We start from the raw sequence: 23,913 nt of genomic DNA, 5'->3' as shown, positions 1-23,913 counted from the left end.
CATGCGCCTCGTCATCGCCGGATACGCCGTCATCGCGTACGCCGGCTTCCTGCTCAGCTCCGCCTGGGCGGTCGTGTTCCTCGCGGGCGGCATGGACGGGCCCGCCACCCGACCGGCCGGGGCCGCCCTCGCGATCGACGGGGCGCTGCTGCTCGCGTTCGCCGTCCAGCACACGGTCATGGCCCGCGCCTGGTTCAAGCGGCTGATCCCGGCGCCGGTCGAGCGCAGCACGTACGTCCTGGCCGCCGGGTTGATGCTGTTCGCGGTGTTCGGCTGGTGGCAGCCGGCGCCCGCGACGATCTGGCGGGTGGGCGGCCCGTGGTCGGCCGCGATCTGGGTCCTGTTCGCAGCGGCCTGGATACTCGTCGTCTGGGCCACGTTCGCGGTCGACCACGCCGACTTCCTGGGCTTGAAGCAGGCTTATGTGTACCTTCGCCGGCGCGCCTACCGCGAGCCGCCGTTCACGGGCAGCGGCCTGTACGCGCTGGTCCGCCACCCGATGATGCTGGGCCTGGTCATCACGTTCTGGGCCACGCCGCACATGAGCGCCGGGCACCTCGTCTTCGCCGTCGCCTCCAGCGGGTACATCGCGGTCGGCATCCGCTTCGAGGAGCGGGACCTGCGCGCCCGGTACGGCCGCGACTACGAGGCCTACGCGCGCGGCGGTGCGACCATCGGTCCATGACGATCCGCCGGATGGATGCGCTGCCGTTCTTCGTGATGGGCGGCGTCCTGCTGGTCTTTCCCCTCGCCGTCGCCGCCAACCGGCCGGCGCCGTGGCTGCCCGTCGGCCTGCTCGGCTGCGCGGCGGCCCTGGTGGTCGTGTTCGCCTACCTCGACGGGCCGGCGGTGACCTTCACCGTCGACCCGGCGCGGGTGGTGGTGGGCAACACGTTCGTGCGGTACGAGGTGCCGCGGTCCCGGATCACCGGGTTCGCCACCGTCGAGTACCTGTCGCTGAGGATGGTCCTCGACGACGGCCGGAAGATCAGCGTGCGCGTCTGGGAGCCGGCGATGCTGTCCGTCAGCTCGATCCGGCCGGGTACCGCGGACGCGCGGATGCGCCCGGTCGTCGAGCTGGTCGAGCGCACCCCGGCCGGGCCCGGCCCCGGCGGGCCGGTCCTCCGCCGGCCGCGGGTCGGCAACATCCTGCTCGCGGCGGTGCCGGTCGTCGCGGCGCTCAGCCTGCTCGCCGCGGCCCGCGGTTAGCCGGCCGCGCCGCCGGGCGGCCGTACGCCACCGAATTGCCGGCGTCGACGTGCCGGCAATCGACCCATTCGTCGCCTGGCACTGGTTGTCGATGCCGGGATGGTTCGTGCGGATGGCGGCGACGGGCCGCTTCAGGACTAGGCCGGGGCGCCGATCCGGTGTGCCGCGGGTCGCCGGTCGGCCGATTGCCGGGCCGAAACCGATCGACAAGATTGATGCACAGCAACATTTGAGTGCTCGATCTGATTGGACGCGGCGTTGACTGACGACAATGTGGTCCTGCGGGTGAAGTTCGCCGGTCTCAGCGTGGCGGAGGCGAATCAGGCGGCCCTTGAGCTGCAGGAACTGATCGACGGGGAGGCGGGCGACGCCGTCACGACGAACATGGAGCGGGAACGCACCGATACCCAGGACTTCGGCACCACGCTGGTGCTGCTGCTCGGCACGCCGGCGGCGGCGATGGCGATGCGGGCCGTCCACACGTACATCGCGAAGCGCGGCAACCGGGTCGTCATCGAGACGACGGAGGGCCGTGTCGTCGCGACCGGCGACGCGGCCGCGAACATCGACGTCGCCGGGACGGTGGCGGCGATGCGCACGCAGCGCAATGAGTGACCGGCATTTCCTCGTGCTGGTGCTGGGTGCGAGCCGCTTTCCGCTCCTGCGGGGCAAGGACAACATCGCGTTCCACAACTCGGCCCAGGCGCTGAAACAGTTCCTCGCGGGCCGGACGGACGGCCCCGGAACCTATGAGGTCGCGGACTTCTTCGATGCGGAAGATTCCCCGCCCGATCTCGTCGTGCGTATCCACGAGCGCTTGAGGTCCGCCGAAGACGCGACCGACCTCATCATCTACTACGTCGGCCACGGCGCGTTCCTGAGCAGCCGCGAGTACTTCTTCGCGCTGCGCAGCACCCGCACCCAGTTCGAGGACGTCACCGGACTGCGGGCGAGCTCGCTGGCCGGTGTCGTGCGCAAGACGTTCCGCGGTTCGGCCGTCTTCGTGATGCTGGACTGCTGCTTCGCCGGTGAGGCGGTACGCGAGTTCCAGTCGGCGGACGGCCTTACGCCGCTCGTGAGCCGGGCCTTCAATCACCGTGACACGGCCCTGCTGGTGGCGGCGTCGAAGGACGATGCCGCCAAGGCTCCGGTCGGGCAGCCGTTCACCATGTTCTGCGAAGGGCTCATGTCCGTGCTGCTCGACGGCATCGACGGCGCCGACCGGTATCTGTCTCTCGAGGAGGTCGGGGAGCGGCTCAGCGAGGTGTTGCAGGACCGATATCCGAGCGACGACGTGGTGCTGCCCGAGGTGCACTCGCCTCGGCAGCGCGGCATGAACGTCGCGAAGATCCCGCTGTTCCCGAACGCCGCATTCCAGCGCCCCAGCTCGGCCGTGCCGGCTCAGCGTCAGCCGGATCCGGTGGGTCCAGCGCCCGCACCGATGGCGGCCGCACCGGCGGAGGCTCCTGTGGCCGCGGCCGCATCGGCCGCGGCCGCATCGGCCGCAGCCGCGCGGGCGACGCCGCCGGCCGTTGTGCCCGCTCCGATCGTGCCCGCTCCGGCTCCGGCGGCGCACGCTCCCGTCGAGTCCGCTCCCGTCGCGCCTGTGTCCGTCGCGCCTGTGCCGGTCGTGCCGGTGCCGGTTGCGCCTGAGCCGGTTGCGCCTGAGCCGGTTGCGCCGCCGCCGACGACGGTTCCGGCGGTCACGCCCGTGAGCGTGGAGCCTCCAGCCCCGAGCCGGCAAGCGGCTCCGGTCGCACCGAGCTCGCTGAGCGCTGCCGTTCGCCGCGCGCTGACCAAGGCTCCGGGCGACGCGGCGGTAGCGACGATCGTCCGCCTGATCGAGGATGCCGAGCGCCTGCACTGGGTGCACAGCGGACGGCTGCAGCGGCCGTCGGACTGGCAGGACCGGATCGACGTCTGGCGCCGCGAGGTCGCGGCGACCCGGCGAGAGCCGATCGTCCTCATCCAGATCGGGCCGGTGAGCGAGACCGAGCTGGTCGCCGCGGTATCGGAGCTTTCCGGCCGGCTACGCGCCCGCACCGGCGCCGAGATCCCCTTCGACAACAACGATCCGTGGCGGGAGGAGCCGGAAGGTGCGCTATGAGCGAGTCGCGACACGGCAGACGCCCGCGCTGATCATCTACCTGCTCGACATGAGCGCGTCGATGAACGAACCGATCGGTGACGGCCGAGGCCGCCGGATCGACCTGGTCAACGTCACCTTGATCAAGGTCATCCGGGAAATGGCTCGCCGCGCCATCAAGGGTTCGACACCGGCGGCGCGGTACCGGGTAGCCGCCTTCGCCTACAACGACACCGTCCGCGACGTGTACGGCGGCATCCGCCCGATCACCGACCTGGTCCAGCTCGGTGTCCCGGCGATGACCCCGTCCGGGCCGACCGAGACGGCGGCCGCGTTCCTTCAGGCGGAGCAGCTGCTCATCAGGGAGCGGGGGAATCTGCGCGACTGCCCGGCGCCCCTGATCTGCCACCTGACCGACGGCTCGTACACCGGTGACTCACCGGTCCCGGTCGTCCAGCGGATCCAGCAGATGACCTTTCCGGACGGCCCGGTCCTGGTCGAGAACATCTTCTTCAACGACTCGGCTCTGCGGGTCAAGGTCGATGACCCCTTCCGGTGGCGCGGGGTCGCGACCCCCGACGACGTCCGAGGCAGCGTGGCCGGGCTGCTGTTCGACCTGTCGTCCGTGATTCCCGACTCCTACCTGAAGCTCTTCGTCGATCGTGGCTATTCGATCCGCCCAGGCTCCAGAATGATGTTTTCGGGGGAGACACCCGAGATGCTCGAGGCGGCGTTCACCATGTCGGGCATGACGCCGATCGCCTAGGGACAGGGACCAAGCCATGGGAAACGAACCGGAAGCCCGGTCCGGCGCGTCGGGTTCGCCCTCGGCGAGGTCGGGGGATCTGGGCGAGGCCGGGGCGGAGGAGGTGCGCCGGCTCAGAGTCGATGCGCGGCAGCGGCATCCCGTCGCGCGGTGGCAGGCCGGCCCGGCCACCGTCCGATGCCTGCTGGACCGGTCGCTGGACAGCGCGGGCCGCGACGAGCCATCCCAGGACTATCTCGCGATGGCGTACAGCAGCCACCGGTTGTGCTTCGCCGTGACCGACGGCGTCAGCTCGTCGTTCCTCGGCGAACTGGCCGCCCGGACGCTCGCCGAGGGCCTCACCGGCTGGCTGTGCGATCATCCGCCGGTCCGGTCCGAGGAACGGTTCGCCGCGGACGTGCAGGCCTGCCTCGAGCGGCTCGCGACGGAGTCGGCCGAATCCATTGCCCGGCATCCCATCCCGCTGAGTGCGTCCGGCTTCGTCCGGGAACTGCTGGAGCAGCGGCGGGAGTACGGCAGCGAGGCGATGGTTGCCTGCGGCCTCATCGACTTCGACGGCGAGGCCCCGGCCGTGGCGCTGGCCTGGCTCGGCGACGTCCGCCTCGTGGTCATCGGCACCGACGGCACCCGGCACGAACGGTCCGGCCGGACGGCCGATCGGTGGTCGACCCGGCTCGGTCCGCGCGGCACTGTCGCCACCTGGTACAGCCCACTCGAGGGCGTCGCCCGGGTCGTTGCCAGCTCCGACGGCGTCGTCGCCCGCGACCTGGAGGCCGTGCTCGTCCTCGGCGACGCCCGGCTCGACGACATGCTCGCCGTATCGGCCCTGCGCCCCGAGGGCGACGACATGTCGTTCGTCGACATCGAGATCGCGGCCGGGGCGATGCCGCCGCTGTCGGCCGTGGGCCCGGTCCCGGCGCCACCCGAGCACACGGACGACCGGCCGGGACAGCAGGAACCCGGACCGCAGACGGCCGTTGCCCCGGAATCCGGTGGACGGCAACCCGGAGATCCGCGGTCCCGGCCTGTCGACGGCCCGCTGCGGCCGCCGTCGGAGATCCCCCCGCCGCACGTGTCGTGGACAAGCCTGACCCGCGGGGCCTACCGCCTGACCTGGGACCGTGTGCCGGACGCGGACGCCTACACGGTGGAGTTGTCGCCCACCCGGTCATTCGAGATTCCGGTCGCGTACCAGTTGCACACCACCACGTTCCGGCCACCGCCGTTCGATGGCCCGGTCTGGGTGCGGGTGCGTTCGCACGCCGCGGAGGGCGCCGGGCCGTGGACGCCGCCGATCGAGCTGTCCCCGACGGCGGCGCACCGGACCGCGCCGGAGCCCGGCCCCTATCCGTCGCGTCCCGAGCGGGCCGGCCCGGACCTGCGGGTGCAGCAGCGGGGCACGCACGTCCAGTTCCTGTGGCAGGCGCCGGGGCCGTGCACGCTGCGTCTCGTTTCGCGGAACCTGAGGAGGGACGTACGGGTGGACGGCGGCCGATTCGAGACCGTCCTGCCGCATGGGCAGTTCTTCGCCCGGATCGGGTTCCGCACCGCCGACGGTGCCGTCCGGTGGGGCGGCGTCATCGACTTCGTGGTTCCGGCGTGAGGACCCCGGCAGGAGGGAGAGGCGTGTGACCTCGTATCGGCCGTTCGTGGGCGACGACTGGGTCGGCCGGGACATCACGATCGACGCGGTGCGCTACACCTTCGCGGCCGAGACCTCGTTCGTGGCCAGCGACATGATGGCGTACCAGCGCGAAGGCAAGAAGGCCAAGGTCTACAAGCTCACGGCGGTCGACGGCACGGCCTCGGCGCTCAAGGTCTTCCACCGGCAGTACTCCGTCGTCGACCACGTCGCCTCGGCCCTCCAGCTGCGCAACTTCGTCCATCTGCCGGGCATGCGGGTCTGCGACCGCCACGTGATCAGTGACCGGGAGGCGGCGGCGATCGGCGAACCCGCGCTCAGCTGGTCGGTCCTGATGCCGTGGATCGACGGGCAGCCCTGGGCGGACTACATCGAGCATGAGGTCCTGTCGCGGGCGACCTCGATTGCGCTGGCCCAGGAGACGTCGCGGCTGCTGGCCGGTCTGGAGTCGAAGCGACTGGCGCATACCGACATCTCGAGCACCAACATCATGTTCAGGCCGACCGCGGGCGGGTTCGACATCCAGCTCATCGACGTCGAGGACATGTACAACGAGCTGCTCAAGCGGCCGGAGTACCCGACCGACGGGTCGCCCGGCTACGCGCACCCCGCGAACCGCAACAAGGGTTGCTGGAACGCCGCCGGCGACCGCTTCGCCGGCGCGATGCTGCTGGCCGAGCTGCTGACACTGCATGACTCGAAGATCCGTTCCGTCGTCAGCGACGCCAGCCTGTTCTCGAACCAGGAGCTCTGCGGCGACAACGCCAAGAGTCGCATCGTGTACCAGGCGCTGCGGACCCACTCGGAGCGCATCGCCCGGCTTTTCGACCGGGCGTGGCGCTCGCAGGGGCTTACGGACTGTCCGCTCCTGTCCGAGTGGGCGACGGCCCTGGACGCCATCGGGCCGGTCGAGACGCCGTCAGCGCCGGTGCCGTCGGAGCCGCCGCGAGTTGTTCCGCCGCCCCGAGTCGTTGCGCCGGCACCGCCCGCCCCGCCGCGGCGAGTCGTTCCGCCGCCACAAGTCGTCGCGCCGGCGCCCGCCGTCGCGCCGACGCCCGCCGTCACGCCGCAGGTGCCGCGCGTGGCCCCGCCGGTCGTGGCCGCCCCTCCGGATCGGGTCGCTCCGCCGCCGACGCCGAGGGCCGACGTGCCGCTGAAGTTCGACCTGCCGCTCGCCGGTCAGCCCGTGGCCGAGGTCCCCCACTACGACGACATCATCCTGGTGCCGATCACCGACCTCATCGACGGTGACGACGCCCCGTAGGCCGTCGCCAGCGCCGGGGCGGGTTCGGAGCGGCACGCTGTGCGGTCAAAGGCACAGGTGATAGGTTCCTGGCGACGGTCATGAGTGTCAGCGTTCAGCCCCGGCTTGCTGGCCGGCAACCCTCCGTTCGCGGGCGGGGTGCCCCGGGTGAGGACCGGGCTCGGCGCATCCCGTGCCGGGCAAGCCGCGACGGTCCGAGGGGTGTCCGACCGATGATTCCTGTCCAGTTCCGGTCCGCCGACGTGCGCGATGCCGGCCGCGTCGCCGAGCTGCACGCCGACAGCTGGCGCCGGCACTACCGCGGCGCCTACTCCGACGCGTTCCTCGACGGTGACGTGGTCGCCGACCGGCGGACCGTGTGGTCGGCGAGGCTCGCCGCGCCCGCCGGGACCGCGACGGTGCTCGCCGAGCGCGACGGGCGGCTCGTCGGCTTCGTGCACGTTGTGCTCGGCGACCATCCGCGGTGGGGCAGCCTCGTGGACAACCTGCACGTCGCGCACGACGCCCGCCGCGGCGGGATCGGCTCGCAGCTGCTGGCCCGCGGCGCCCGGGCGGTCAAGAGCGGCGGCGTGTACCTGTGGGTGCTGCGGCAGAACACCGCGGCCCGGGCGTTCTACTCCGCGTGCGGGGCGCGCTGCGTCGAGGAGGCGCCGGTGTCCGCGCCCGGCGGCGACCCGGCCCGGCTCAACGGCAACCCGGTGAAGCTGCGCCTGGCCTGGCCCGACGCGTCGGCGCTGCTGGACCCGGTCACCGGGCCCGGTCGCCGCCGGATCGTCGAGCGGACGCCCGATGAGCCAGTGGTGCCCGAACGGGCCGGCGACCCGGAACCGGGCCGGCGTCAGCGTGGCCATGCCCCGGAAGCTACGCCGACGTGTTGATGAGGTCGGCCAGGGTGACCGCGTCGAGGTAGTCCAGCCGCACGCGGTTCGCGCGGTCCCACAGGTGGTGCAGGCGCTCGATCGCGCGGTCCGGCGGCAGGTCGTGGCCCGCCGGGGGGTCCTGGCCCGGGCCGTCCAGCCGGCGGACGATCTCGCCCAGGGTCAGGGTCGCGGCCGGGTGCGCCAGCGCGTAGCCGCCGCCCGTGCCGCGCTGGACCTGCACCAGGTCCGCGCGGCGCAGGTCGGCCAGCAGGTCGTAGAGGTAGCCGGGCGGGATGTCCTGGGCGTCGGCGACGTCCTGGGCCTTCACCGTCTGCGGGGCGGCGCCGGCCAGGGCGACCAGGGCCCGGATCGAGTACTCGATGCGTTTGGGCAGCATGCGAACGGACGACGTCACACGGCGGCCAAGGTCCGGGCCTCGGCGGATGGGCTGAAGTACACGGTGTCGCCGGGCTTGACGTCGATCGCCTTCGCCCCGGCGCGGGTCAGCTGGGCCCACACGTCGCGGTCGCCGGCCCGGGCCTCGATGCGGACCTCGAAGCCGAGCGAGACCACGCGGGTGACGGTGGCCGCGGTACCGCCGGGTTCGCGGGACAGCGCCACGTCGTGCGGGCGGACCAGCTTGCCGTCGAGGTGCGTGACGGGGCCGAGGAAGCTCATCACGAACGGGTTGGCCGGGTTCTCGTAGATCTCGCCCGGGGTGCCGACCTGCTGCACGACGCCGTCGGCGAGGACGACGATCGAGTCGGACACGTCCATCGCCTCCTCCTGGTCGTGGGTGACGAAGACGGTGGTGACGTGGACCTCGTCGTGCAGGCGGCGCAGCCACGTGCGCAGCTCCTTGCGGACCTGGGCGTCGAGGGCGCCGAACGGCTCGTCGAGCAGCAGCACCTCCGGCTCGGGCGCGAGGGCGCGGGCGAGGGCCATGCGCTGGCGCTGGCCGCCGGAGAGCTGGGCCGGGTAGCGGTCGGCGAACTGGTCGAGGTGGACGAGCTCTAGCAGCTCCATGACGCGCTTGCGGATGTCGGCCTTCGGGCGGCGGCGGACCTCGAGGCCAAAGGCGACGTTGCGGTACACCGTCATGTGCTTGAACGCGGCATAGTGCTGGAACACGAAGCCGACGTTGCGCCGCTGCGGGGTCAGGCCGGTCGCGTCGACCTCGTTGATGAGCACCGAGCCCGTGTCGGGGCGCTCCAGGCCGGCGATGACGCGCAGCAGGGTCGACTTGCCGCCGCCGCTCGGGCCGAGCAGCGCGGTCAGGGAGCCGGAGGCGATGTCGACGGAGATGTCGCGCAGGACCGGGGTCTTGCCGAACGACTTGTTCACGTCGCGGACTTCGATGGCCATCAGGCGTTCTCTTTCGGCCGCAGGAGCTTGGTGATGAGCAGGATCGCGATGGCGATGATGGCCAGGGCGGTCGCGGTGGTGAACGCCGCGGTCTGGTCGTAGTTCTGGTACCGCTCCTCGACGAACAGCGTCGCGGTCTGCGTCTGCCCGACGAGCCGGCCGGAGACGACGGCGACCGCGCCGTACTCGCCCAGGGCCCGGGCCAGGCAGAGCACGATGCCGTAGCCGAGCGCGCCGCGGATGCCCGGCACCGTGATGCGCAGGAACGTCTGCCAGCGCGACGCGCCGAGGGTGTGCGCCGCCTGCTCCTGCTCGTCGCCCATCTCCTCCAGCACGGGCACGATCGCGCGCACGACGAGGGGCAGGGAGACGAAGACGGTCGCGAGGACCATGCCGGGCAGCGAGAAGATGATCTGCAGGCCGTTGCGCTCCAGCCAGCCGCCGGCCGGGGCGAACTTGCCGTACACCAGGATCAGCGCGAGGCCGACGACCACGGGCGAGACGGCCAGGGGCAGGTCGATGAGCGCGCTCAGCAGCCGCTTGCCGGGGAACCGGTGCCGCACGAGCAGCAGCGCGGCGACGATGCCGAACAGCGTGTTGGCCAGCACGGACCAGATCGCCACCGACAGCGTGACGGCGAAGGCGTGGGTCGCGTTCTCCGACGTCAGCGTGTCGATTACGGGCCGCAGGCCGTGCTCGAAGGTGCGCCAGATGACCAGCCCGACCGGCAGCACCAGCAGGAAGAGCAGGTACACCAGGGCGAGGATGCGCAACGGGTACTTAGCCACGGCGGGCACTCCAGCGCTGGAAGAGGTCGAGGCCGATCAGCACCACGAACGCGACCACGAGCAGCACGGTCGAGATCGCGGCCGCGGAGGTGGTGTCGTCGCTCTCGATGCGGCCGAAGATGTTCACCGCCGACACCTGGGTCTCGAACGGGATGCTGCCGGTGAGCAGGTTCGTCGAGCCGTACTCGGCGATGGCCCGGGTGAAGGCCAGGCCCGCGCCCGAGATCATGGCGGGGGCGAGGTTGGGCAGGATGATCCGGCGGAACGTGGTGGCGGGGGAGGCCCCCAGCGAGTACGCCGCCTGTTCCATGTCCCGGTCGAGCTCGCGCAGCACGGGCTGCACGGTGCGCACCACGAACGGCAGCGTCACGAACAGCAGGGCCACCCCGACGCTGAGCCTGGTGTAGGCGAGGTTGATGTGCAGCGGGCTGTTGGTGCCGTACAGCGCCAGCAGGACCAGGCCCGCGACGATGGTCGGCAGCGCGAAGGGCAGGTCGATGAGTGTGTCGACGACGCTCTTGCCCGGGAACTTGTCGCGCTCGAGCACCCAGGCGATGACGGTGCCCATGACGACGTTGATCAGCGCGACGACGAGCGAGGCGCCGACGGTGAGCTCGAGGGCGGCCCACGCGTCCGGGGTGCGCACGGCCCGCCAGAACGTGTCCCAGCCGCCGTCCGTCGAGCGCCACACGACGGCGGCGAGCGGGATGAGCACGATGAGGCTGAGGTACAGCACCGCCGTGCCGAGGCTGAGGGCGGTGCCGACCGGCGGCCGGCGCCGGTGCACACGCGGCCCGGCCGGGCCCGGCGCGGAGCCGGACCCGGTGGGCTTCTGAACGGCCGTGGCGGTCATTACTTGGACGCCGCCGGGCTCGGGGCGGCCGAGGTGGAGATGCCCAGCTTCTGCTCGATGGAGGCCATGACGCTCGTGCCCGGGTCGAACAGCTCCTTGTTCACCTTCGACCAGCCGCCGAGGTCGCCGATGGTGAACAGGCCGGACGGGGTCGGGAACGACGGGCCGCCGGCGTCCTTGACGACCGGGCGGTAGCCGTTCTCGGCGTAGATCTTCTGCGCGGCCGGCGTGTGCAGCCACTCGACGAACGCCTTGGCCTCGGCCGGGTGGGCGCTGTTGGTGGTCGCCGCGATCGGGTTCTCGATCAGGATCGTGTCGTCGGGCACGGTGTAGTCGACGGCCTGGCCGTTCTTCTGGGCGAAGAGGGCCTCGTTCTCGTAGGAGATGAACGCGTCACCCTTGCCGCTGGTGAACGTCTGCAGCGAGGCGCGGCCGCTGTTGTCCTGCACCGGGACGTTCTTGAACAGCGCGTCGAGGTAGGTCGCCCCGGCCGCCGCGTCCTTGCCCTTGCTCGACTTGGCGCCGTAGCCGGCCAGGATGTTCCACTTCGCGCCGCCGGAGGTGAACGGGTTCGGCGTGAGCACCTGCACGCCCGGCTTGGCGATGTCGTCCCACGTCTTGAGGTTCTTCGGGTTGCCCTTGCGGGTGCCGATGACCGCGACCGAGTCGGTGATCATGCCCTTGTACTGGTCGCTGTTCCAGCTCGCGTCGACGAGCTTGGCGGTGACCAGGCGGGTGATGTCCGGCTCCAGCGAGAAGGCGACGATGTCCGCCTTCAGGCCGCTGGCCACCGCCCGGCTCTGGTCGCCGGAGGCGCCGTAGGACTGGGTGAACTTGATGTTCTTCCCCGCGTCGGTCTTCTGGTACGCGGCGATGAGCTGCTCGTACGCGGCCTGCGGGGTGGAGTACGCGACGAGCGCGAGCGTCACGGCGCCCCCGCTGTCGGCGGACGTGGAGTTGTCGGCGGTGCCGGCGCAGGCGCTCAGCGCGGTCCCGGAGAGGAAGAACGCTGTACCGACAGCGAGCACGCGGGTACGCAGCTTCACGGAGCCATCCTCGAAGTCTAAAGTCTAGGTTGCCTACTTAGTGAGTAGGTAATGTAGTAAAGACGGGCGTGGTTCGTCAATCCCAGTCATCAGATGGGATTAGTTCGGACGGTCGGGGAGGACCCGTTCCTCCAGGTCGAGCTCGCGCTCGAGCCGGCGCAGCGCCTCGTCGGAGAGGCCGCCCGCATCCCGGCGGCGCAGGATCTCCTCCCGCTGCGCCTCGATCGCCAGCCGCCGGATGCGCAGGGCGGCCTCGTAGCGCTCGGAGACCGGCAGCTCGTCGGAGTCGGCCTTCTGCAGCACGTCCAGGCGGTGCTCGTACCGCTGCAGCTGCTCCTTGAACTTGCGCCGCAGCGCCTCGATCTCGCGCTGCTCGGCCGGCTCGTCCTCGTCGAGGTCGTCGAGGCGGTCCAGCGCGGCGTGCGCTGCCGCCGCCCGGGCCTCGTTGCGCTCCCGGGCCTCGTCGACCTCGTTCGGCCGCAGCCCGAGCAGCCGCACCAGCGGCGCGAAGGTCAGCCCCTGCCCGACGAGCGTGACGAGTACCACCACGAACGTGCAGAACAGCAGCAGGTCCCGGTCCGGGAAGCCCTCGCCCGCGTCAGTGGTCAGCGGGATCGTGAACACCGCCGCGAGGCTGATCACGCCCCGGGTCCCGGACCAGCTCAGGGCCACGATCTCGCGCCCGGCGAGCCCCTCGTCCTCGCGGCGCAGCAGCAGGTGCGCGGCCTGCGTCAGGATGAGCCACACCGGCCGGAGGAGCAGCGTGCCCACCAGCGACACGGCCAGCGCGATCGCGACGGTGCTGCCGTCGTACTGCTTGAGCCCGTGCAGCACCGCCGGTAGCTGCTGGCCGATCAGGAGGAAGACCAGCCCCTCCAGGAGGAAGTCCACGAGCCGCCAGACCGCGCTGGTCTGCAGCCGGCCCGCGCCGGTGCCCGAGCGCGGCGTGTCGTGCCCGACGATCAGCCCCGCGACCACCACGGCGAGCACCCCCGACACGTGCAGCCGCTCGCCCGCGAGGTACGCGACGAACGGTGTGGCCAGCGACACCGCGTTGGCCAGCAGCGCGTCCTTGGCGATCGGGCGCAGCATCCGCATCGCGAACGCGACAGCGACGCCGACCGCGGTGCCGCCGGCCGCCGCGAGCAGGAACCGCCCGGCGGCGACCGGGAACGAGAAGTGCCCGCCGACGGCCGCGGCCACCGCCACGTTGAGGATGGTGAGCGCGGTCGCGTCGTTGAGCAGCCCCTCGCCCTGGATAATGGTGATCAGCCGCGGCGGCAGCCCGACCTTGCGCCCGACGGCCAGCGCCGCGACCGGGTCCGGCGGGGCGACCGCGGCGCCGACGGCCACCCCGGCGGCGAGGGTGGCCCCGGTGACGAACAGGGCGAACCCGGCCCCGATGAGCAGCGCCGTGGCCAGCACGAGCAGCACCGACAGGCCGATGACGATGCGCAGGTTGGCCCGGATCGCCAGCAGTGACGAGTCCAGCGCCGCCGAGTACAGCAGCGGTGGCAGGATGAACGTCAGCACGATGTGCGGGTCCAGCTCGATGTTCGGGCCGGGCAGCACCGCGTAGAGGATGCCGAGGACCGGCAGGAGGGCGGCGGCCGGCAGCGCGGTCCGCTCGCCGACCCATCGCGCCGCGGCCACGACGGCGAGGGCGCCCAGGGCGAGCAGCAGCAAGGTCTCGGGACTCACCCTGTCGACCTTAGGCCGGGCCCAGGCGCCCCGCGCCCGCTCACGGGTATGCCGGGGCCGACAACCCAGCCCAGGGGCCTTGTACGTGCTACGGTTCAGAGTGTTGCAGTCTTGATTTCCACATACGTTGCCGCGCCCGTGGGTCTCACACCTACGGGCGCAGTTCAGTATTGCCGGGTTCCCGGAGCAAGGTCATCAAAGCGGCGACGCGGGGAGGTCACACAGTGTGGCCTCCGACTGCCTTGCTAAGGAGCAGGACATGACGGTCGGCACCGTGAAGTGGTTCAACTCGGAAAAGGGCTTCGGCTTCATCGCCCCGGATGGTGGCGGCGCGGACGTGTTCGCCCACTACTCCGCGATCTCGACGGGCGGCTTCCGTAGCCTCGAGGAGAACCAGCGGGTGGAGTTCGAGATCACCCAGGGCCAGAAGGGGCCGCAGGCGGCCAACATTCGCGCCATCTGAGCTTCGAAGCAGCGCCCGGCCGGCCGGTGGACCACCGACCGGCCGGGTTTGCATCCATGCGCCCAGCCAGGAGGCCGAACCATGACATCACCGCAGCCGACGCTGCCCGCGGTCCGGCCCGGATCCGGCAGTCAATACGCGCATCTGCTCCGGCTCGTCAAGGCCGCCGGGCTCCTCGAGCGACGGTCCACCTATTACCGGTGGAAGATCGCCGTCACCACCGCACTGTTCCTCGGCGGCTGGGTCGCCTTCGTGCTGATCGGCCGGTCCTGGTGGCAGCTGGCGACGGCCGCCTTCCTGGCGTTCGTCTTCACCCAGCTCGGGTTCCTCGGCCATGACGCCGGGCACCGCCAGATGTTCCGCTCCCACCGGGCCAACTACGTCGTGGGCGTGCTGCACGCCAACCTCGCCATCGGCCTGAGCTACGGCTGGTGGGTCGACAAGCACAACCGGCACCACGCCCACCCCAACGAGGAGGGCAAGGACCCCGACATCGACATCGGGGCCCTGGCGTTCACGGCCGCCCAGGCCAGCGGCCGGGGCCGGATCGCCGCGGCGATCTACCGCCGCCAGGCCTACCTGTTCTTCCCGATGCTGCTGCTCGAGGCGATCAGCCTGCACCTGTCCAGCGTCCGGGCCCTCGCCAAGCGCGCCACCGGCCGCTCCGCGTGGGAGACCGCGCTGTTCGGCGTCCACGTCGTCGGCTACCTCACGACGGTGCTCCTGGTGCTCTCGCCGCTGCAGGCGCTGGTGTTCGTGCTGGCGCATCAGGGGCTGTTCGGGCTGTACCTCGGCTGCTCCTTCGCCCCCAACCACAAGGGCATGGCGATCCTGAACCCGGACGACCGCACCGACTACCTGCGCCGCCAGGTGCTCACCTCGCGCAACGTCCGCGGCCACTGGCTCACCGACTTCATGCTCGGCGGCCTGAACTACCAGATCGAGCACCATCTGTTCCCGAGCATGCCGCGGCCGAACCTGCGCCGGGCCCAGGAAGTGGTCCGGCAGTTCTGCCGCGCCCACGACCTGACCTACTGCCAGACCGGCCTGCTGACGTCCTACGCGCAGGCGCTGCGGCACCTGCACGCGGTCGGGCGCACGCCGCAGGCAGCGGGGGCCTAAATTTCTTCAGAACGGGCGGCCGGGTTCAACCCGGCCGCCTTTTTCGTGGGCTTTTCGGGGGCGGCCGGGGCTGAGCCGGCCGCCTGATCGTTCGGGGTCAGCGGCCGCCGCGGCGGGCGCCCGGCCGGGCCCGGCTGGAGAAGCTGGCCGCGCTGCCGCGGGCCGGCGCGGCCCGCTGGTCGACGCTCGTCCGCTTCTCGCCGCTGGAGCGCGGCTTGTCGGTGCTGGTCCGCTTGTCGGTGCTGGTCCGCTTGTCGGTGTTCGACCGCTTCTCGGCGCCGGCCCGGGTGGGCGCGGACCGCTGCTTGTCGGTGTTGGACCGCTTGGCCGCCGCCTGCCGGCGAGGGCGCTGCTCCGGCTCCGGCTCCGGCAGGGCCGGCTGCGGGACCAGCGTCCGCTCGCCCGGGGCGAGGGTGCGCAGCAGCGCGTCGCCGGGGCGGAGCCGGGTCGTGGTCGCGGTGATGCCGGCCTTGCGGGTCAGCTCCTGGACCTCGGACGCCTGCCCGCCGGTCATGAGGGTGACGACCGTCCCGGCCGCGCCAGCCCGGGCGGTGCGGCCCGAGCGGTGCAGGTACGCCTTGTGCTCCGACGGCGGGTCCGCGTGCACGACCAGGGCGACGTCCTCGACGTCGATGCCCCGGGCGGCGATGTCGGTGGCCACGAGCGTGCCCACCGCCCCGTCCGAGAACGCCCGCAGGTTGCGGGTGCGGGCGGCCTGGGCCAGGTTGCCGTGCAGTTCCACGGCGGACACGCCGGCCGTGACGAGCCGGCGGGTGAGCGCCTTCGCGCCGCGCTTGGTGCGCGTGAACACGACGGTCCGGCCCGGCGCGGCGGTCAGCTCGACCAGGACGGCGAACCGGTCCTCGGCCTGCACGTGCAGCACGTGGTGGGTCATCGCCGCGACCGGGGAGAGCGCCGTGTCGACGCTGTGCACGACCGGGTCGGTGAGGTACCGCCGCACCAGCACGTCGACGCCGGCATCGAGCGTGGCCGAGAACAGCAGGCGCTGGCCGGTGCGCGGGGTCAGGTCGAGCAGCCGCCGTACCGTCGGCAGGAAGCCCAGGTCGGCCATGTGGTCGGCCTCGTCGAGCACCGTGATCTCGATGGCGTCCAGGCGCGCGTGACCGGCGTCGACGTGGTCGGCGAGCCGGCCCGGGCACGCCACGAGCACGTCGACCCCGGCGCGCAGCGCGTTGATCTGGGGACGGGCGGCGACGCCGCCGAAGACGGTCGTCGTGCGCAGCTGCAGCGCCTGGGCCAGCGGCGCCATCACCTCGTGGATCTGGGTGGCCAGCTCGCGGGTCGGCGCCAGGATCAGCGCCCGGGGCCGACCGGCCCGCCGGGGCGTCGGATCGGCGGCCAGGCGCGTGAGGACCGCCAGGACGAAGGCGTAGGTCTTGCCCGAGCCGGTGCGGCCCCGGCCGAGCACGTCCCGCCCGGCGAGCGCGTCGGGGAGCGTGGCGGCCTGGATCGGGAACGGCCGGTCGACGCCGCTCGCGGCCAGCACGCGCGTGAGCGCGGCGGGCACGCCGAGACCGGCGAAGGTGGTGTCTGTGGTGTCTGTGGTGGTGTGGTGCGGGCGGCGTGCCGCCATGGAGGCTCCGAACGTCGAAGGGGGACATCCCAGCCCGGCGCTGACCGTCGCGGCCGCGGCGCGTGGCGGTGGGACATCGAACTCGGCCGCCATTGGGGGGCGGCCGAGATACTAGTCTACCCGAAGATCTACCCGAAGCCAGACGGTAATCAGGGAGTCACGACCTGCCACCGGCTCCCACTTGCCCGCCACGCCCCGGCCAGGATCTCGGCCGACTGCTGGCCCGGGCACTGATGAACCTTCGACCGGCCGGCCCCGCCGCCGACGCGGGCCTCGACCTCCCATGACTCGCCATCGGTGCGGATGTACACGTCCCGACGCCCGCGCAGGCTGTTGTCGCCGTTCCACCAGTGGCGTTCAATTCTCACACCGCGACCGTATAGCACCAGGACCGGGCGAGGAAAGACGGCGTCCGGCCAGCTCGTCCAGCGCCCGGGCCGACGCCGAGCCGGGGTCGGCGGTGATAAAGACGACCTGCTGGTCGTCGTCGGGGACCTCCAGGACGTCGCAGTCCACGCGCAGGGGCCCCAGGCGCGGGTGTGTCAGCGTCTTCGATCGGTGCCCCGCGGCGCGAACCGGGTTGAGTCCCCACACGTGCCGGAACTCCGCGCTGGCCCGCAGCTCGGTCAGGAGCGCGGCGAGGCGCTCGTCGTGCGGGTACCGGTCGGCCGCGGCCCGTAGGCGGGCGACCACGATGTGTCCGAACTCCTCAGTGCCGGGAGTCCGGCCGAGAAAGTGCCGGCGGGCCAGGTTGGGCTCGGTGCCCAGATTCGACAGCAGCGCCTCGGCCAGGGGGTTCCAGGCGACGATGTCGTACGCCGCGGAGGTGACCACCGCCGCCGCGTCCACCCGGTGCAGCAGCCCCGCGACGTGGGGCCGCACGTGCCGGACGGGCCCCGGCGGCGCGATGGGCGCGGCCCCGGCCAGCCGGAACAGGTGCCGCCGCTCGGCCGGGTCCAGGCGCAGCGCGGCGGTGAGCGCATCGAGGATGCGCCGCGACGGCTGGGGCCCGCGGGCCTGCTCGAGGCGGGCGTAGTACTCCACGGACATGCTCGCCAGCCCCGCGACCTCCTCCCGCCGCAGCCCCGGCGTGCGCCGCCGGGCCCCGGCCGGGAGCCCGACGTCGCCGGGTAGCAGCGCCTCGCGCCGGTCGCGCAGGAACCGGCCCAGCTCCGCCCGTGCCATATGGCCGCACCTCCGTCTTGCCAGGCATCGGTTGTGCCTGGAACCACGGCTCGCCGGGCGCCAGGCTGACCTCATGAGCAACTTTTCCACGGCCCTGGTCACCGGCGCCAACAAGGGCATCGGCCGGCACATCGCCCAGCAGCTGGCGGCGGCGGGCCTGCAGGTGTACGTCGGCTCCCGGAACCTCGCCAACGGCTCGGCCGCCGCGGCCGAGATCGGCTCCGGCGCCCGCGCGATCCAGCTCGACGTCACCGACCAGGCGAGCATCGACGCCGCGGCGGCCGCCGTGCCCTCCCTGGACGTCCTCGTGAACAACGCGGGCATCATCGTCGACGGCGCCGCCCCGCCCGACGCCACCCTCGACGCGTTCCGCCGCACCTACGAGACGAACCTGTTCGCGGTCCTCGCGGTCACCAACGCCTTCCTGCCCGCCCTGCGCCACTCGCCGAACCCGCGGATCGTCAACATCTCCAGCGGTACCGGCTCCCTGACGTGGAGCGCCGAGGGCGGCCAGTTCCAGACCGGCGGCAGCGGCGCGGCGTACCGCTCCTCGAAGACGGCCCTCAACGCGCTGACCCTGTTCTACGCCCAGGCCCTGCCCGACTTCCGCGTCAACGCCCTGGCCCCGGGCCTGCGCCGCACGGACCTGAACCCGCGCGCGGCGGCGGCGGACGGCGACCCGGCCGAGGCCGCCGAGGCGGCGGTGCGGCTGGCCCTGCTCCCCGACGACGGCCCGACGGGCCGGTTCCACCACTACGACGGCACCCCGGCGCCCTGGTAGCGACCGCGGCCGTCAGGGGCCGCGACCGGGGTCGTCGGCGACCCATCGCGCTGCCGCGGTCCCGGGCGCACATGACCAAAGACCCGGGCGCCGGCCTCCCCGGACGGGCAGCGTGGAGGCCGGGTGGCGGGAGCAGCCCGGCCGCCGCGTTGCCACGGAAACGGAGTGTCATGGGACTGCAGATCGCATCGGTGCGGGCGGTGGAGATTCTCGACTCACGGTCCCGCCCCACGCTGGCCGTGACCCTGACCACCGCCGACGGGACGGCCGTACGCGCCGGGGTGCCGTCCGGCGCGTCCACCGGCACCCGGGAGGCGGTGGAGCTGCGCGACGGCGACCCCGGCCGCTTCGGCGGCAAGGGGGTGCTCACCGCCGTCGGCCACGTCGACGGGGAGATCCGCCAGGCGCTCGGCGGGCGTACGTTCGCGGACCTGGCCGAGCTGGACGGGGCGCTGATCGAGCTGGACGGCACCGCCACCAAGTCGCGGCTCGGCGCCAACGCGATCGTCGGGGTGTCCATGGCCGCCGCCCGGGCGTTCGCCGCCCCCGCGCGCGGCGAGCGCGTTGCGAAGTACAACCGGCTCATCGAGATCGAATTCGCCACGCCCGGCCTGCCGTACGGATTGGCGGGTTGACCCCGCAGCGGCAGGACGGTGGGCGTGGCCGGTCGGAAGGGAGGACCAGATGTCCACGACACTCAACCGGGCCCTCAGGCGCGCCTGCATGGGCGCCGCGGTCACGGCGTTGACGGCGGCGTCCCTGGTGGCGCCCGGCACGGCCATCGCCGGCTCGACGATCGGCGTCGACCTGGGCACGCACGAGTTCGGCCATCTCACGGCGCCCGGCCCGACGGTGGTTCGGGCGAGCGCGACCCAGGTCGGTTTCCTCACGCCGCCGGACGACTCGGGCGACATCGAAGGCCCCTGGTCGATCCAGATCGACCGGGACGGCACCGTCTGGATGCTCGACGAGGTCAACGACCGGCTCCTCGCCTGGAGCAGCGGGCACCCGGACGTACCCAGCCGCACGGTGCAGCTGGAGGCCGGCGTCCTGGACTTCGCCGTCGCCGGCGACACCGTCTACTACAGCCGCACGCTCGGCGGTCAGAAGCTCTACTCGCGGACGGTGTCCGGAACGGCCAACTGGATGGCCCCGCTGGCGATGAGCGGTCCGCTCCGCCTCGGGCCCGACGGCGTGCTGTACGTGGTCAGCCCGGCGGACGGGACCTGGATGCCGACGACCACCAGCGCCGGCCAGCCGCTGAGCGTCGCCGACCAGCGCCGGCTCACCCGGCCCGACCAGCCCCTGGCGGGCGGCGGCTCGTTGCTCGTGACGTGGCAGGCCCCGCACCGCCTGGACGTCACGCTGCGCAATCCCGCCGGGATTCCGGTCCACTCGTGGCGCATCACGAGCGTCACCGACATGGAGGGCACCGGCATGGTGGCGGCGGTGGTCGCCGGCGACCCGGTCGTCGCCTTGAACGTCGTGCTATGGCCGGCCAGCGAGTCCGATCCGATCAAGGTCGAGACGTTGGTGCTCCGGTTGACCCCGACCGGCAGCGCGGCACCGATCGTGCTCAAGCGGCAGACGTACGGCCAGGTCGTCACCGACCTGCGGGTCGGACCCGATGGCGCGGTGTACCTGATGACGACCGGCATCAGCACCGGCGCGACCGTCGTGCGGTACCCGCTGAGCCCGGGCCGGCCGCCGTCGAGCGGTGCGGGCGCCGGGGGCGCCGGCGGCGGCACCGTGGCCGACCCGACCGCATCGGCCGTGCCGGCCCCGTCGGCCGCGCCGAGCAGCCACGCCCCGCTGATCGCCGGCACCGGATCGGTCGGTCGCTCGGCCGGTTGGCGCTGGATCGCCGGAGGCGGTCTAGTGGCGGTGTTGGTCGCCGCTGCGGCAGTGTTCTTCCGGATGCGCCGGCGGCTGTCTGCGGACGTGCCGGGGGAGACGGCGGCCGGTCCGCTGGAGTGACAACCCGCGCGACAGCCGGGGGCCGTGCGGCCCGACCATGGCGGGGGCCGCACGGCCCCCGGACGCGCTTGCACCGCACCCGGGGTGGACGAACGGGACGAACGGCACGTGGCCTGGGCCGGAGGACTCTGCCGCAGCCGCCGCCGGCGGGACATGGTGATCTCCGAGCCGCCCGTGCGGGTGGCGGGGCGGAGGTGTGTCGTGCTGGTGAGCGACTGGCCGGGCCGGGAGCCGGTGACCGCGCGTCCGCGGGTCCCCGAGCCCGGTTCCGCACTCGGTGACTGCCTGGCCCTCGCGACCGCGGCGCCGTCGCTGCACAACAGCCAGCCGTGGCTCTTCCGTGCGCACCGGGCCGGGATCGACGTGCACGCGGACCCGAAGCGCCGGCTGGCGGTGCTGGACCCGACCGGCCGCGAGATGTGGATCAGCGTGGCCGCCGCGCTGCTGAACCTGCGGGTGGCCGTGGCGTACCGCGGCCGGACGCCCCTGCTGCGGCTGCTGCCCGCACCCTCCGCGGAGTTCCTGGTGGCGCGGGTGTCAGCGGGACCGCGCGGCCCGGTTTCGCCGACGGTGCGGGCGCTGGCGCGGGCGATCCCCCGGCGGCGCAGCAACCGGTGGCCGTTCAGTGACCTGGCCGTGCCGAGCGGCGTGCTGGAGGAACTGGTCGCCGCGGCGGCCGTGGAGGGGGCGATCCTCCGGGTGGCCGGCCCGGGCGCCCGGGTGCGGGTGCTCGGCCTGGCGCAGGAGGCCGAGCAACGGTGGCGCCCCGATTCGGACTACCGCCGGGAGCTGGCGGAGTGGACGCTGGAGACGCCCGATCGCCGGGACGGCGTCCCGGGCCCCGCGATGGGGCCCCGCAGCGCGGACGACGCGCTGCCGATGCGCGATTTCGGGCTGGTCCGTCCGGGCGCGCGGCGCCCGCGGCTCGACTTCGAGGGCCGGCCGACGATCGCCATGGTCTACACCGGCGGCGACACGCCGAGGCATTGGCTGCAGGCCGGGCAGGCGCTCCAGCGCGTCCTGCTGACCGCCACGGCGCGCGGGGTCGCGTCGAACCTGCTCACGCAGCCGCTGGAGATCCCCCAGCTGCGCCGGCGCCTCACCGATCCCGCAACCGGCTGGGTGCCGCAGGCGATCGTGCGGCTCGGCTACACCCGCCGCGTCGGCGCCGCCACCCCGCGGCGCCCGCTCGGCGACGTCCTGGTCACCTGAAACACGGCGAGACTTAGGATCAAGGGTCCTCCCGGACCATGTCGATGGCGCCGACGGGGCACTCCGCGGCGCAGATCCCGCAGCCCTTGCAGTAGTCCAGATCGATCCGGTAGCGGTCCCCGGGCCCGAGCTTGATCACGGCGTTATCCGGGCACATGCCGGCCGCGGCGCCGGCGTCGCGGACGGTCACCGCGTGTCCGAGCCGGGCGGGTGGTAGGCCGCGGTCAGGCCGCAGGGGCCGGTCCCGACGACCAGACCCGGTGACCAGTAGGCGGCGCGGGCTGCGGCGGTTCTGCGGCCGCAGGTAGTCGGTGACCGGCACGCGGTGGCGGATCGTCGTGGTCGCGGTGATCGATCCGTGCTCGCCCTCCCAGACCGGGAACAGGCCGACCCGATGCGCGGGACAAAGGTCTACGGGCGGACCACCGTGCTCGGTTCGCGGCGCCAGGTGTCGAGACCAAGCTCCTCATGAGCCGGCGACGTCATGTGCGTGAAGGGCGACGCTGGATTCGATTTGCCGGCACCGCAGATCACCCGTTCGAGTGGGACATTATCTTGTGCGCGCATTGCCGGTTGCGAAATTATGCAACTGGACAGAACACGGAAAGCCGTCGCGGGAGGTGTTTCGTTGATGTCCCATGTTGTCGGCCGCCTCGAGCTCGGCGACCATGTCTGCTGGCAATTCGACAGCGAAGCGGTGAGACGCGCGGTCGCGGCCGAGCTCGTGCAAATGGGTCTCGGCGCCCGCCGCAAGGTCGTCTGGTGTCCGGCCTCGCCGCAGACGGCGGTTTCCGACCTTCGTCGATGTGGCATCGAGCCCGGACCCGCACTCCGCAGCGGTCAACTGGCAATCACGAAGCCTGCTGACTACTACTTCACCCGCGGTTTCGGAGTGGACGCGACTGTCCAGCAATGGAACAGCGAAAGCGCCCGTGCTTGCGCCGAGGGCTATGCCGGCCTGCAGGCGATCGCCGACATGTCCTGGGCGGTCACGACAGGCATCAGTCTCGATCGGTTGGCCCGGTACGAGGCGGTCGTCAACCGCGTCATCACCGGCGGCTCCGCGATGGCGGTATGCCAGTACGACACTCGCCTGTTCAACCATGAACAACTACGGCCGCTCGCCATGGCGCACCCGGGCACTGTGCGCGCCCGGCCGTCCACCGAACCCGGGCCGTTGCTGCGAATCCGGCGCAACGGCCTGTCGCTGCGCATGACCGGAGAATGCGACCTGTCCAACCGCCTGGCGATCGGTGCCTGCCTCGCCGATCTTCGTGACGACTGCATCGCCGCGGCGCGCCCGATGACAGTGGACGCCACGGCGCTGCAGTTCGCCGACGCATTTACCGCTCGGCTGCTGATCAACGCCGCCGCCGTGGTGCCGGCTGGCTGCACCGTGATCTGCTCGCCCCAGCTCGTGTCGATGTTCGACCTTCTGGGTGGGCCGGCCGAGGTCAACCTCCGTTACCGCGCGGAGGGTTGAGATAGTCGTTTGGTCGGATCACCGGATGATGCCGCACCCGTCCGGGCAAGTTGGCGGATACGTGCCCGAAGTCAACCAACTGCTAATCTTGCCGGGACGGTGGGGCGGAGGTGGATCCAACGATGTCGGTGCCGCTGTATCAGGCGAAGGCGGAGATGTTTCGCACACTCGGCCATCCGGTGCGGATCCGCGTGCTGGAACTGCTGCAGAACGGCCCGCGACCGGTGCGCGACCTCCTCGCCGAGATCGAGATCGAGGCGTCCAACCTGTCGCAGCAGCTGGCGGTCCTCCGGCGCGCCGGGATGGTGACGTCCTACCGGGACGGGTCCCTGGTGATGTACCAGCTGAGCACCCCGCACGTCGCCGACCTCCTCGCCGCCGGACGACGGATCCTCGGCTCCGTGCTCAAGGACCGTGACGGCCTGCTCGTGGAGCTGCGGGCGGGCGCCGAGTAGACGCGGCGATGCCGGACCCGATCGAGCTGGAGCTGCTGCGCAGCGCCGAACCCCTACGACG

General features: G+C 72.2%; 25 protein-coding genes, 1 pseudogene and 1 riboswitch. Of the genes and pseudogenes, 16 read left to right on the top strand and 10 right to left on the bottom strand.

What is annotated here, in order from left to right:
* The first annotated feature begins 1 nt into the window (after position 1).
* The 8 genes from AB0B76_RS36110 to AB0B76_RS36075 all read left to right on the top strand — a co-directional run bounded on the left by AB0B76_RS36110 (position 2) and on the right by AB0B76_RS36075 (position 7,845).
* Positions 2–685 carry an isoprenylcysteine carboxylmethyltransferase family protein gene (locus AB0B76_RS36110; protein WP_360383994.1) on the top strand — a complete coding sequence of 228 codons (684 nt, stop codon included), beginning with the start codon at positions 2–4 and terminating at the stop codon, positions 683–685.
* Positions 682–1,209, top strand: a complete 528-nt coding sequence (locus AB0B76_RS36105) for a hypothetical protein (protein WP_360383992.1) — start codon at positions 682–684, stop codon at positions 1,207–1,209. The genes AB0B76_RS36110 and AB0B76_RS36105 overlap by 4 nt, the downstream gene beginning before the upstream one ends.
* Before the next feature lie 246 nt (positions 1,210–1,455).
* On the top strand, positions 1,456–1,824 hold the full coding sequence (locus AB0B76_RS36100; protein WP_360383989.1) for a hypothetical protein: 369 nt from the start codon (positions 1,456–1,458) through the stop codon (positions 1,822–1,824).
* The gene (locus AB0B76_RS36095; RefSeq protein ID WP_360383986.1) at positions 1,817–3,316 is read left to right on the top strand and encodes a hypothetical protein; all 1,500 of its coding nucleotides are present in this window, start codon (positions 1,817–1,819) and stop codon (positions 3,314–3,316) included. Before AB0B76_RS36100 ends, AB0B76_RS36095 begins: the two co-directional genes overlap by 8 nt.
* Positions 3,306–4,061, top strand: a complete 756-nt coding sequence (locus AB0B76_RS36090; RefSeq protein ID WP_360383983.1) for a vWA domain-containing protein — start codon at positions 3,306–3,308, stop codon at positions 4,059–4,061. Before AB0B76_RS36095 ends, AB0B76_RS36090 begins: the two co-directional genes overlap by 11 nt.
* A 16-nt stretch (positions 4,062–4,077) precedes the next feature.
* On the top strand, positions 4,078–5,664 hold the full coding sequence (locus tag AB0B76_RS36085) for a protein phosphatase 2C domain-containing protein (RefSeq protein ID WP_360383980.1): 1,587 nt from the start codon (positions 4,078–4,080) through the stop codon (positions 5,662–5,664).
* A 25-nt stretch (positions 5,665–5,689) separates the two neighbouring features.
* Positions 5,690–6,967 carry a serine/threonine-protein kinase gene (locus AB0B76_RS36080; protein WP_360383978.1) on the top strand — a complete coding sequence of 426 codons (1,278 nt, stop codon included), beginning with the start codon at positions 5,690–5,692 and terminating at the stop codon, positions 6,965–6,967.
* Between the two features lie 76 nt (positions 6,968–7,043).
* A riboswitch (SAM riboswitch) is annotated at positions 7,044–7,159 on the top strand.
* Between the two features lie 20 nt (positions 7,160–7,179).
* Positions 7,180–7,845 (top strand): GNAT family N-acetyltransferase, encoded by a 666-nt coding sequence (locus AB0B76_RS36075; RefSeq protein ID WP_360383975.1) that lies wholly within the window; start codon positions 7,180–7,182, stop codon positions 7,843–7,845.
* Here AB0B76_RS36075 and AB0B76_RS36070 read toward each other — a convergent pair.
* The 6 genes from AB0B76_RS36070 to AB0B76_RS36045 all read right to left on the bottom strand — a co-directional run bounded on the left by AB0B76_RS36070 (position 7,829) and on the right by AB0B76_RS36045 (position 13,580).
* Positions 7,829–8,224 carry an Rrf2 family transcriptional regulator gene (locus AB0B76_RS36070; RefSeq protein ID WP_360383971.1) on the bottom strand — a complete coding sequence of 132 codons (396 nt, stop codon included), beginning with the start codon at positions 8,222–8,224 and terminating at the stop codon, positions 7,829–7,831. The genes AB0B76_RS36075 and AB0B76_RS36070 overlap by 17 nt on opposite strands.
* 14 nt (positions 8,225–8,238) lie before the next feature.
* Positions 8,239–9,192: a sulfate ABC transporter ATP-binding protein gene (locus tag AB0B76_RS36065; protein WP_360383969.1), complete on the bottom strand. Its 954-nt coding sequence runs from the start codon at positions 9,190–9,192 to the stop codon at positions 8,239–8,241.
* Positions 9,192–9,980, bottom strand: a complete 789-nt coding sequence (locus AB0B76_RS36060) for a sulfate ABC transporter permease subunit (RefSeq protein ID WP_360383967.1) — start codon at positions 9,978–9,980, stop codon at positions 9,192–9,194. The genes AB0B76_RS36065 and AB0B76_RS36060 overlap by 1 nt, the downstream gene beginning before the upstream one ends.
* Positions 9,973–10,833 carry a sulfate ABC transporter permease subunit CysT gene (cysT, locus tag AB0B76_RS36055; RefSeq protein WP_360383964.1) on the bottom strand — a complete coding sequence of 287 codons (861 nt, stop codon included), beginning with the start codon at positions 10,831–10,833 and terminating at the stop codon, positions 9,973–9,975. Before cysT ends, AB0B76_RS36060 begins: the two co-directional genes overlap by 8 nt.
* Entirely contained in the window at positions 10,833–11,879 is a 1,047-nt protein-coding gene (locus AB0B76_RS36050) for a sulfate ABC transporter substrate-binding protein (protein ID WP_360383962.1), read from the bottom strand. The genes cysT and AB0B76_RS36050 overlap by 1 nt, the downstream gene beginning before the upstream one ends.
* Positions 11,880–11,978: 99 nt before the next feature.
* Entirely contained in the window at positions 11,979–13,580 is a 1,602-nt protein-coding gene (locus tag AB0B76_RS36045; protein WP_360383959.1) for a Na+/H+ antiporter, read from the bottom strand.
* 259 nt (positions 13,581–13,839) lie between these two features.
* Between AB0B76_RS36045 and AB0B76_RS36040 the strand changes: the two genes are divergently transcribed.
* Positions 13,840–14,043, top strand: a complete 204-nt coding sequence (locus tag AB0B76_RS36040; RefSeq protein ID WP_360383957.1) for a cold-shock protein — start codon at positions 13,840–13,842, stop codon at positions 14,041–14,043.
* Between the two features lie 81 nt (positions 14,044–14,124).
* Positions 14,125–15,165, top strand: a complete 1,041-nt coding sequence (locus tag AB0B76_RS36035; protein WP_360383955.1) for an acyl-CoA desaturase — start codon at positions 14,125–14,127, stop codon at positions 15,163–15,165.
* A 97-nt stretch (positions 15,166–15,262) separates the two neighbouring features.
* Here AB0B76_RS36035 and AB0B76_RS36030 read toward each other — a convergent pair whose 3' ends face one another.
* From AB0B76_RS36030 to AB0B76_RS36020, 3 genes are all read right to left on the bottom strand, one after another.
* On the bottom strand, positions 15,263–16,759 hold the full coding sequence (locus tag AB0B76_RS36030) for a DEAD/DEAH box helicase (RefSeq protein ID WP_360383952.1): 1,497 nt from the start codon (positions 16,757–16,759) through the stop codon (positions 15,263–15,265).
* Positions 16,760–16,908: 149 nt separating this feature from the next.
* Positions 16,909–17,127 (bottom strand): hypothetical protein, encoded by a 219-nt coding sequence (locus AB0B76_RS36025; protein WP_360383949.1) that lies wholly within the window; start codon positions 17,125–17,127, stop codon positions 16,909–16,911.
* Positions 17,117–17,944 carry a helix-turn-helix transcriptional regulator gene (locus AB0B76_RS36020; protein ID WP_360383946.1) on the bottom strand — a complete coding sequence of 276 codons (828 nt, stop codon included), beginning with the start codon at positions 17,942–17,944 and terminating at the stop codon, positions 17,117–17,119. The genes AB0B76_RS36025 and AB0B76_RS36020 overlap by 11 nt, the downstream gene beginning before the upstream one ends.
* A gap of 73 nt (positions 17,945–18,017) precedes the next feature.
* On the opposite strand from AB0B76_RS36020, the gene AB0B76_RS36015 reads away from it, so the two are divergent.
* The 4 genes and pseudogenes from AB0B76_RS36015 (at position 18,018) to AB0B76_RS36000 (ending at position 21,914) form a co-directional block, all read left to right on the top strand.
* The gene (locus tag AB0B76_RS36015) at positions 18,018–18,725 is read left to right on the top strand and encodes an SDR family NAD(P)-dependent oxidoreductase (RefSeq protein WP_360383944.1); all 708 of its coding nucleotides are present in this window, start codon (positions 18,018–18,020) and stop codon (positions 18,723–18,725) included.
* Between the two features lie 170 nt (positions 18,726–18,895).
* Positions 18,896–19,282: pseudogene (eno, locus tag AB0B76_RS36010) on the top strand (phosphopyruvate hydratase); the annotation flags it as partial.
* A gap of 127 nt (positions 19,283–19,409) precedes the next feature.
* Positions 19,410–20,702 (top strand): hypothetical protein, encoded by a 1,293-nt coding sequence (locus tag AB0B76_RS36005; RefSeq protein ID WP_360383941.1) that lies wholly within the window; start codon positions 19,410–19,412, stop codon positions 20,700–20,702.
* 84 nt (positions 20,703–20,786) lie between these two features.
* Positions 20,787–21,914: a nitroreductase family protein gene (locus tag AB0B76_RS36000; RefSeq protein WP_360383938.1), complete on the top strand. Its 1,128-nt coding sequence runs from the start codon at positions 20,787–20,789 to the stop codon at positions 21,912–21,914.
* A 19-nt stretch (positions 21,915–21,933) separates the two neighbouring features.
* Here AB0B76_RS36000 and AB0B76_RS35995 read toward each other — a convergent pair whose 3' ends face one another.
* On the bottom strand, positions 21,934–22,236 hold the full coding sequence (locus tag AB0B76_RS35995; protein ID WP_360383935.1) for a 4Fe-4S binding protein: 303 nt from the start codon (positions 22,234–22,236) through the stop codon (positions 21,934–21,936).
* A gap of 309 nt (positions 22,237–22,545) precedes the next feature.
* Between AB0B76_RS35995 and AB0B76_RS35990 the strand changes: the two genes are divergently transcribed.
* Positions 22,546–23,397, top strand: a complete 852-nt coding sequence (locus tag AB0B76_RS35990) for an MEDS domain-containing protein (protein WP_360383933.1) — start codon at positions 22,546–22,548, stop codon at positions 23,395–23,397.
* A gap of 122 nt (positions 23,398–23,519) precedes the next feature.
* Positions 23,520–23,852: a metalloregulator ArsR/SmtB family transcription factor gene (locus tag AB0B76_RS35985; RefSeq protein ID WP_360384117.1), complete on the top strand. Its 333-nt coding sequence runs from the start codon at positions 23,520–23,522 to the stop codon at positions 23,850–23,852.
* Positions 23,853–23,913: the final 61 nt, after the last annotated feature.

It is taken from the genome of Dactylosporangium sp. NPDC049140 (assembly GCF_040648435.1).
Note: the sequence above shows the minus strand (reverse complement) of the source record. Positions and strands in the feature narration are given on the sequence as shown.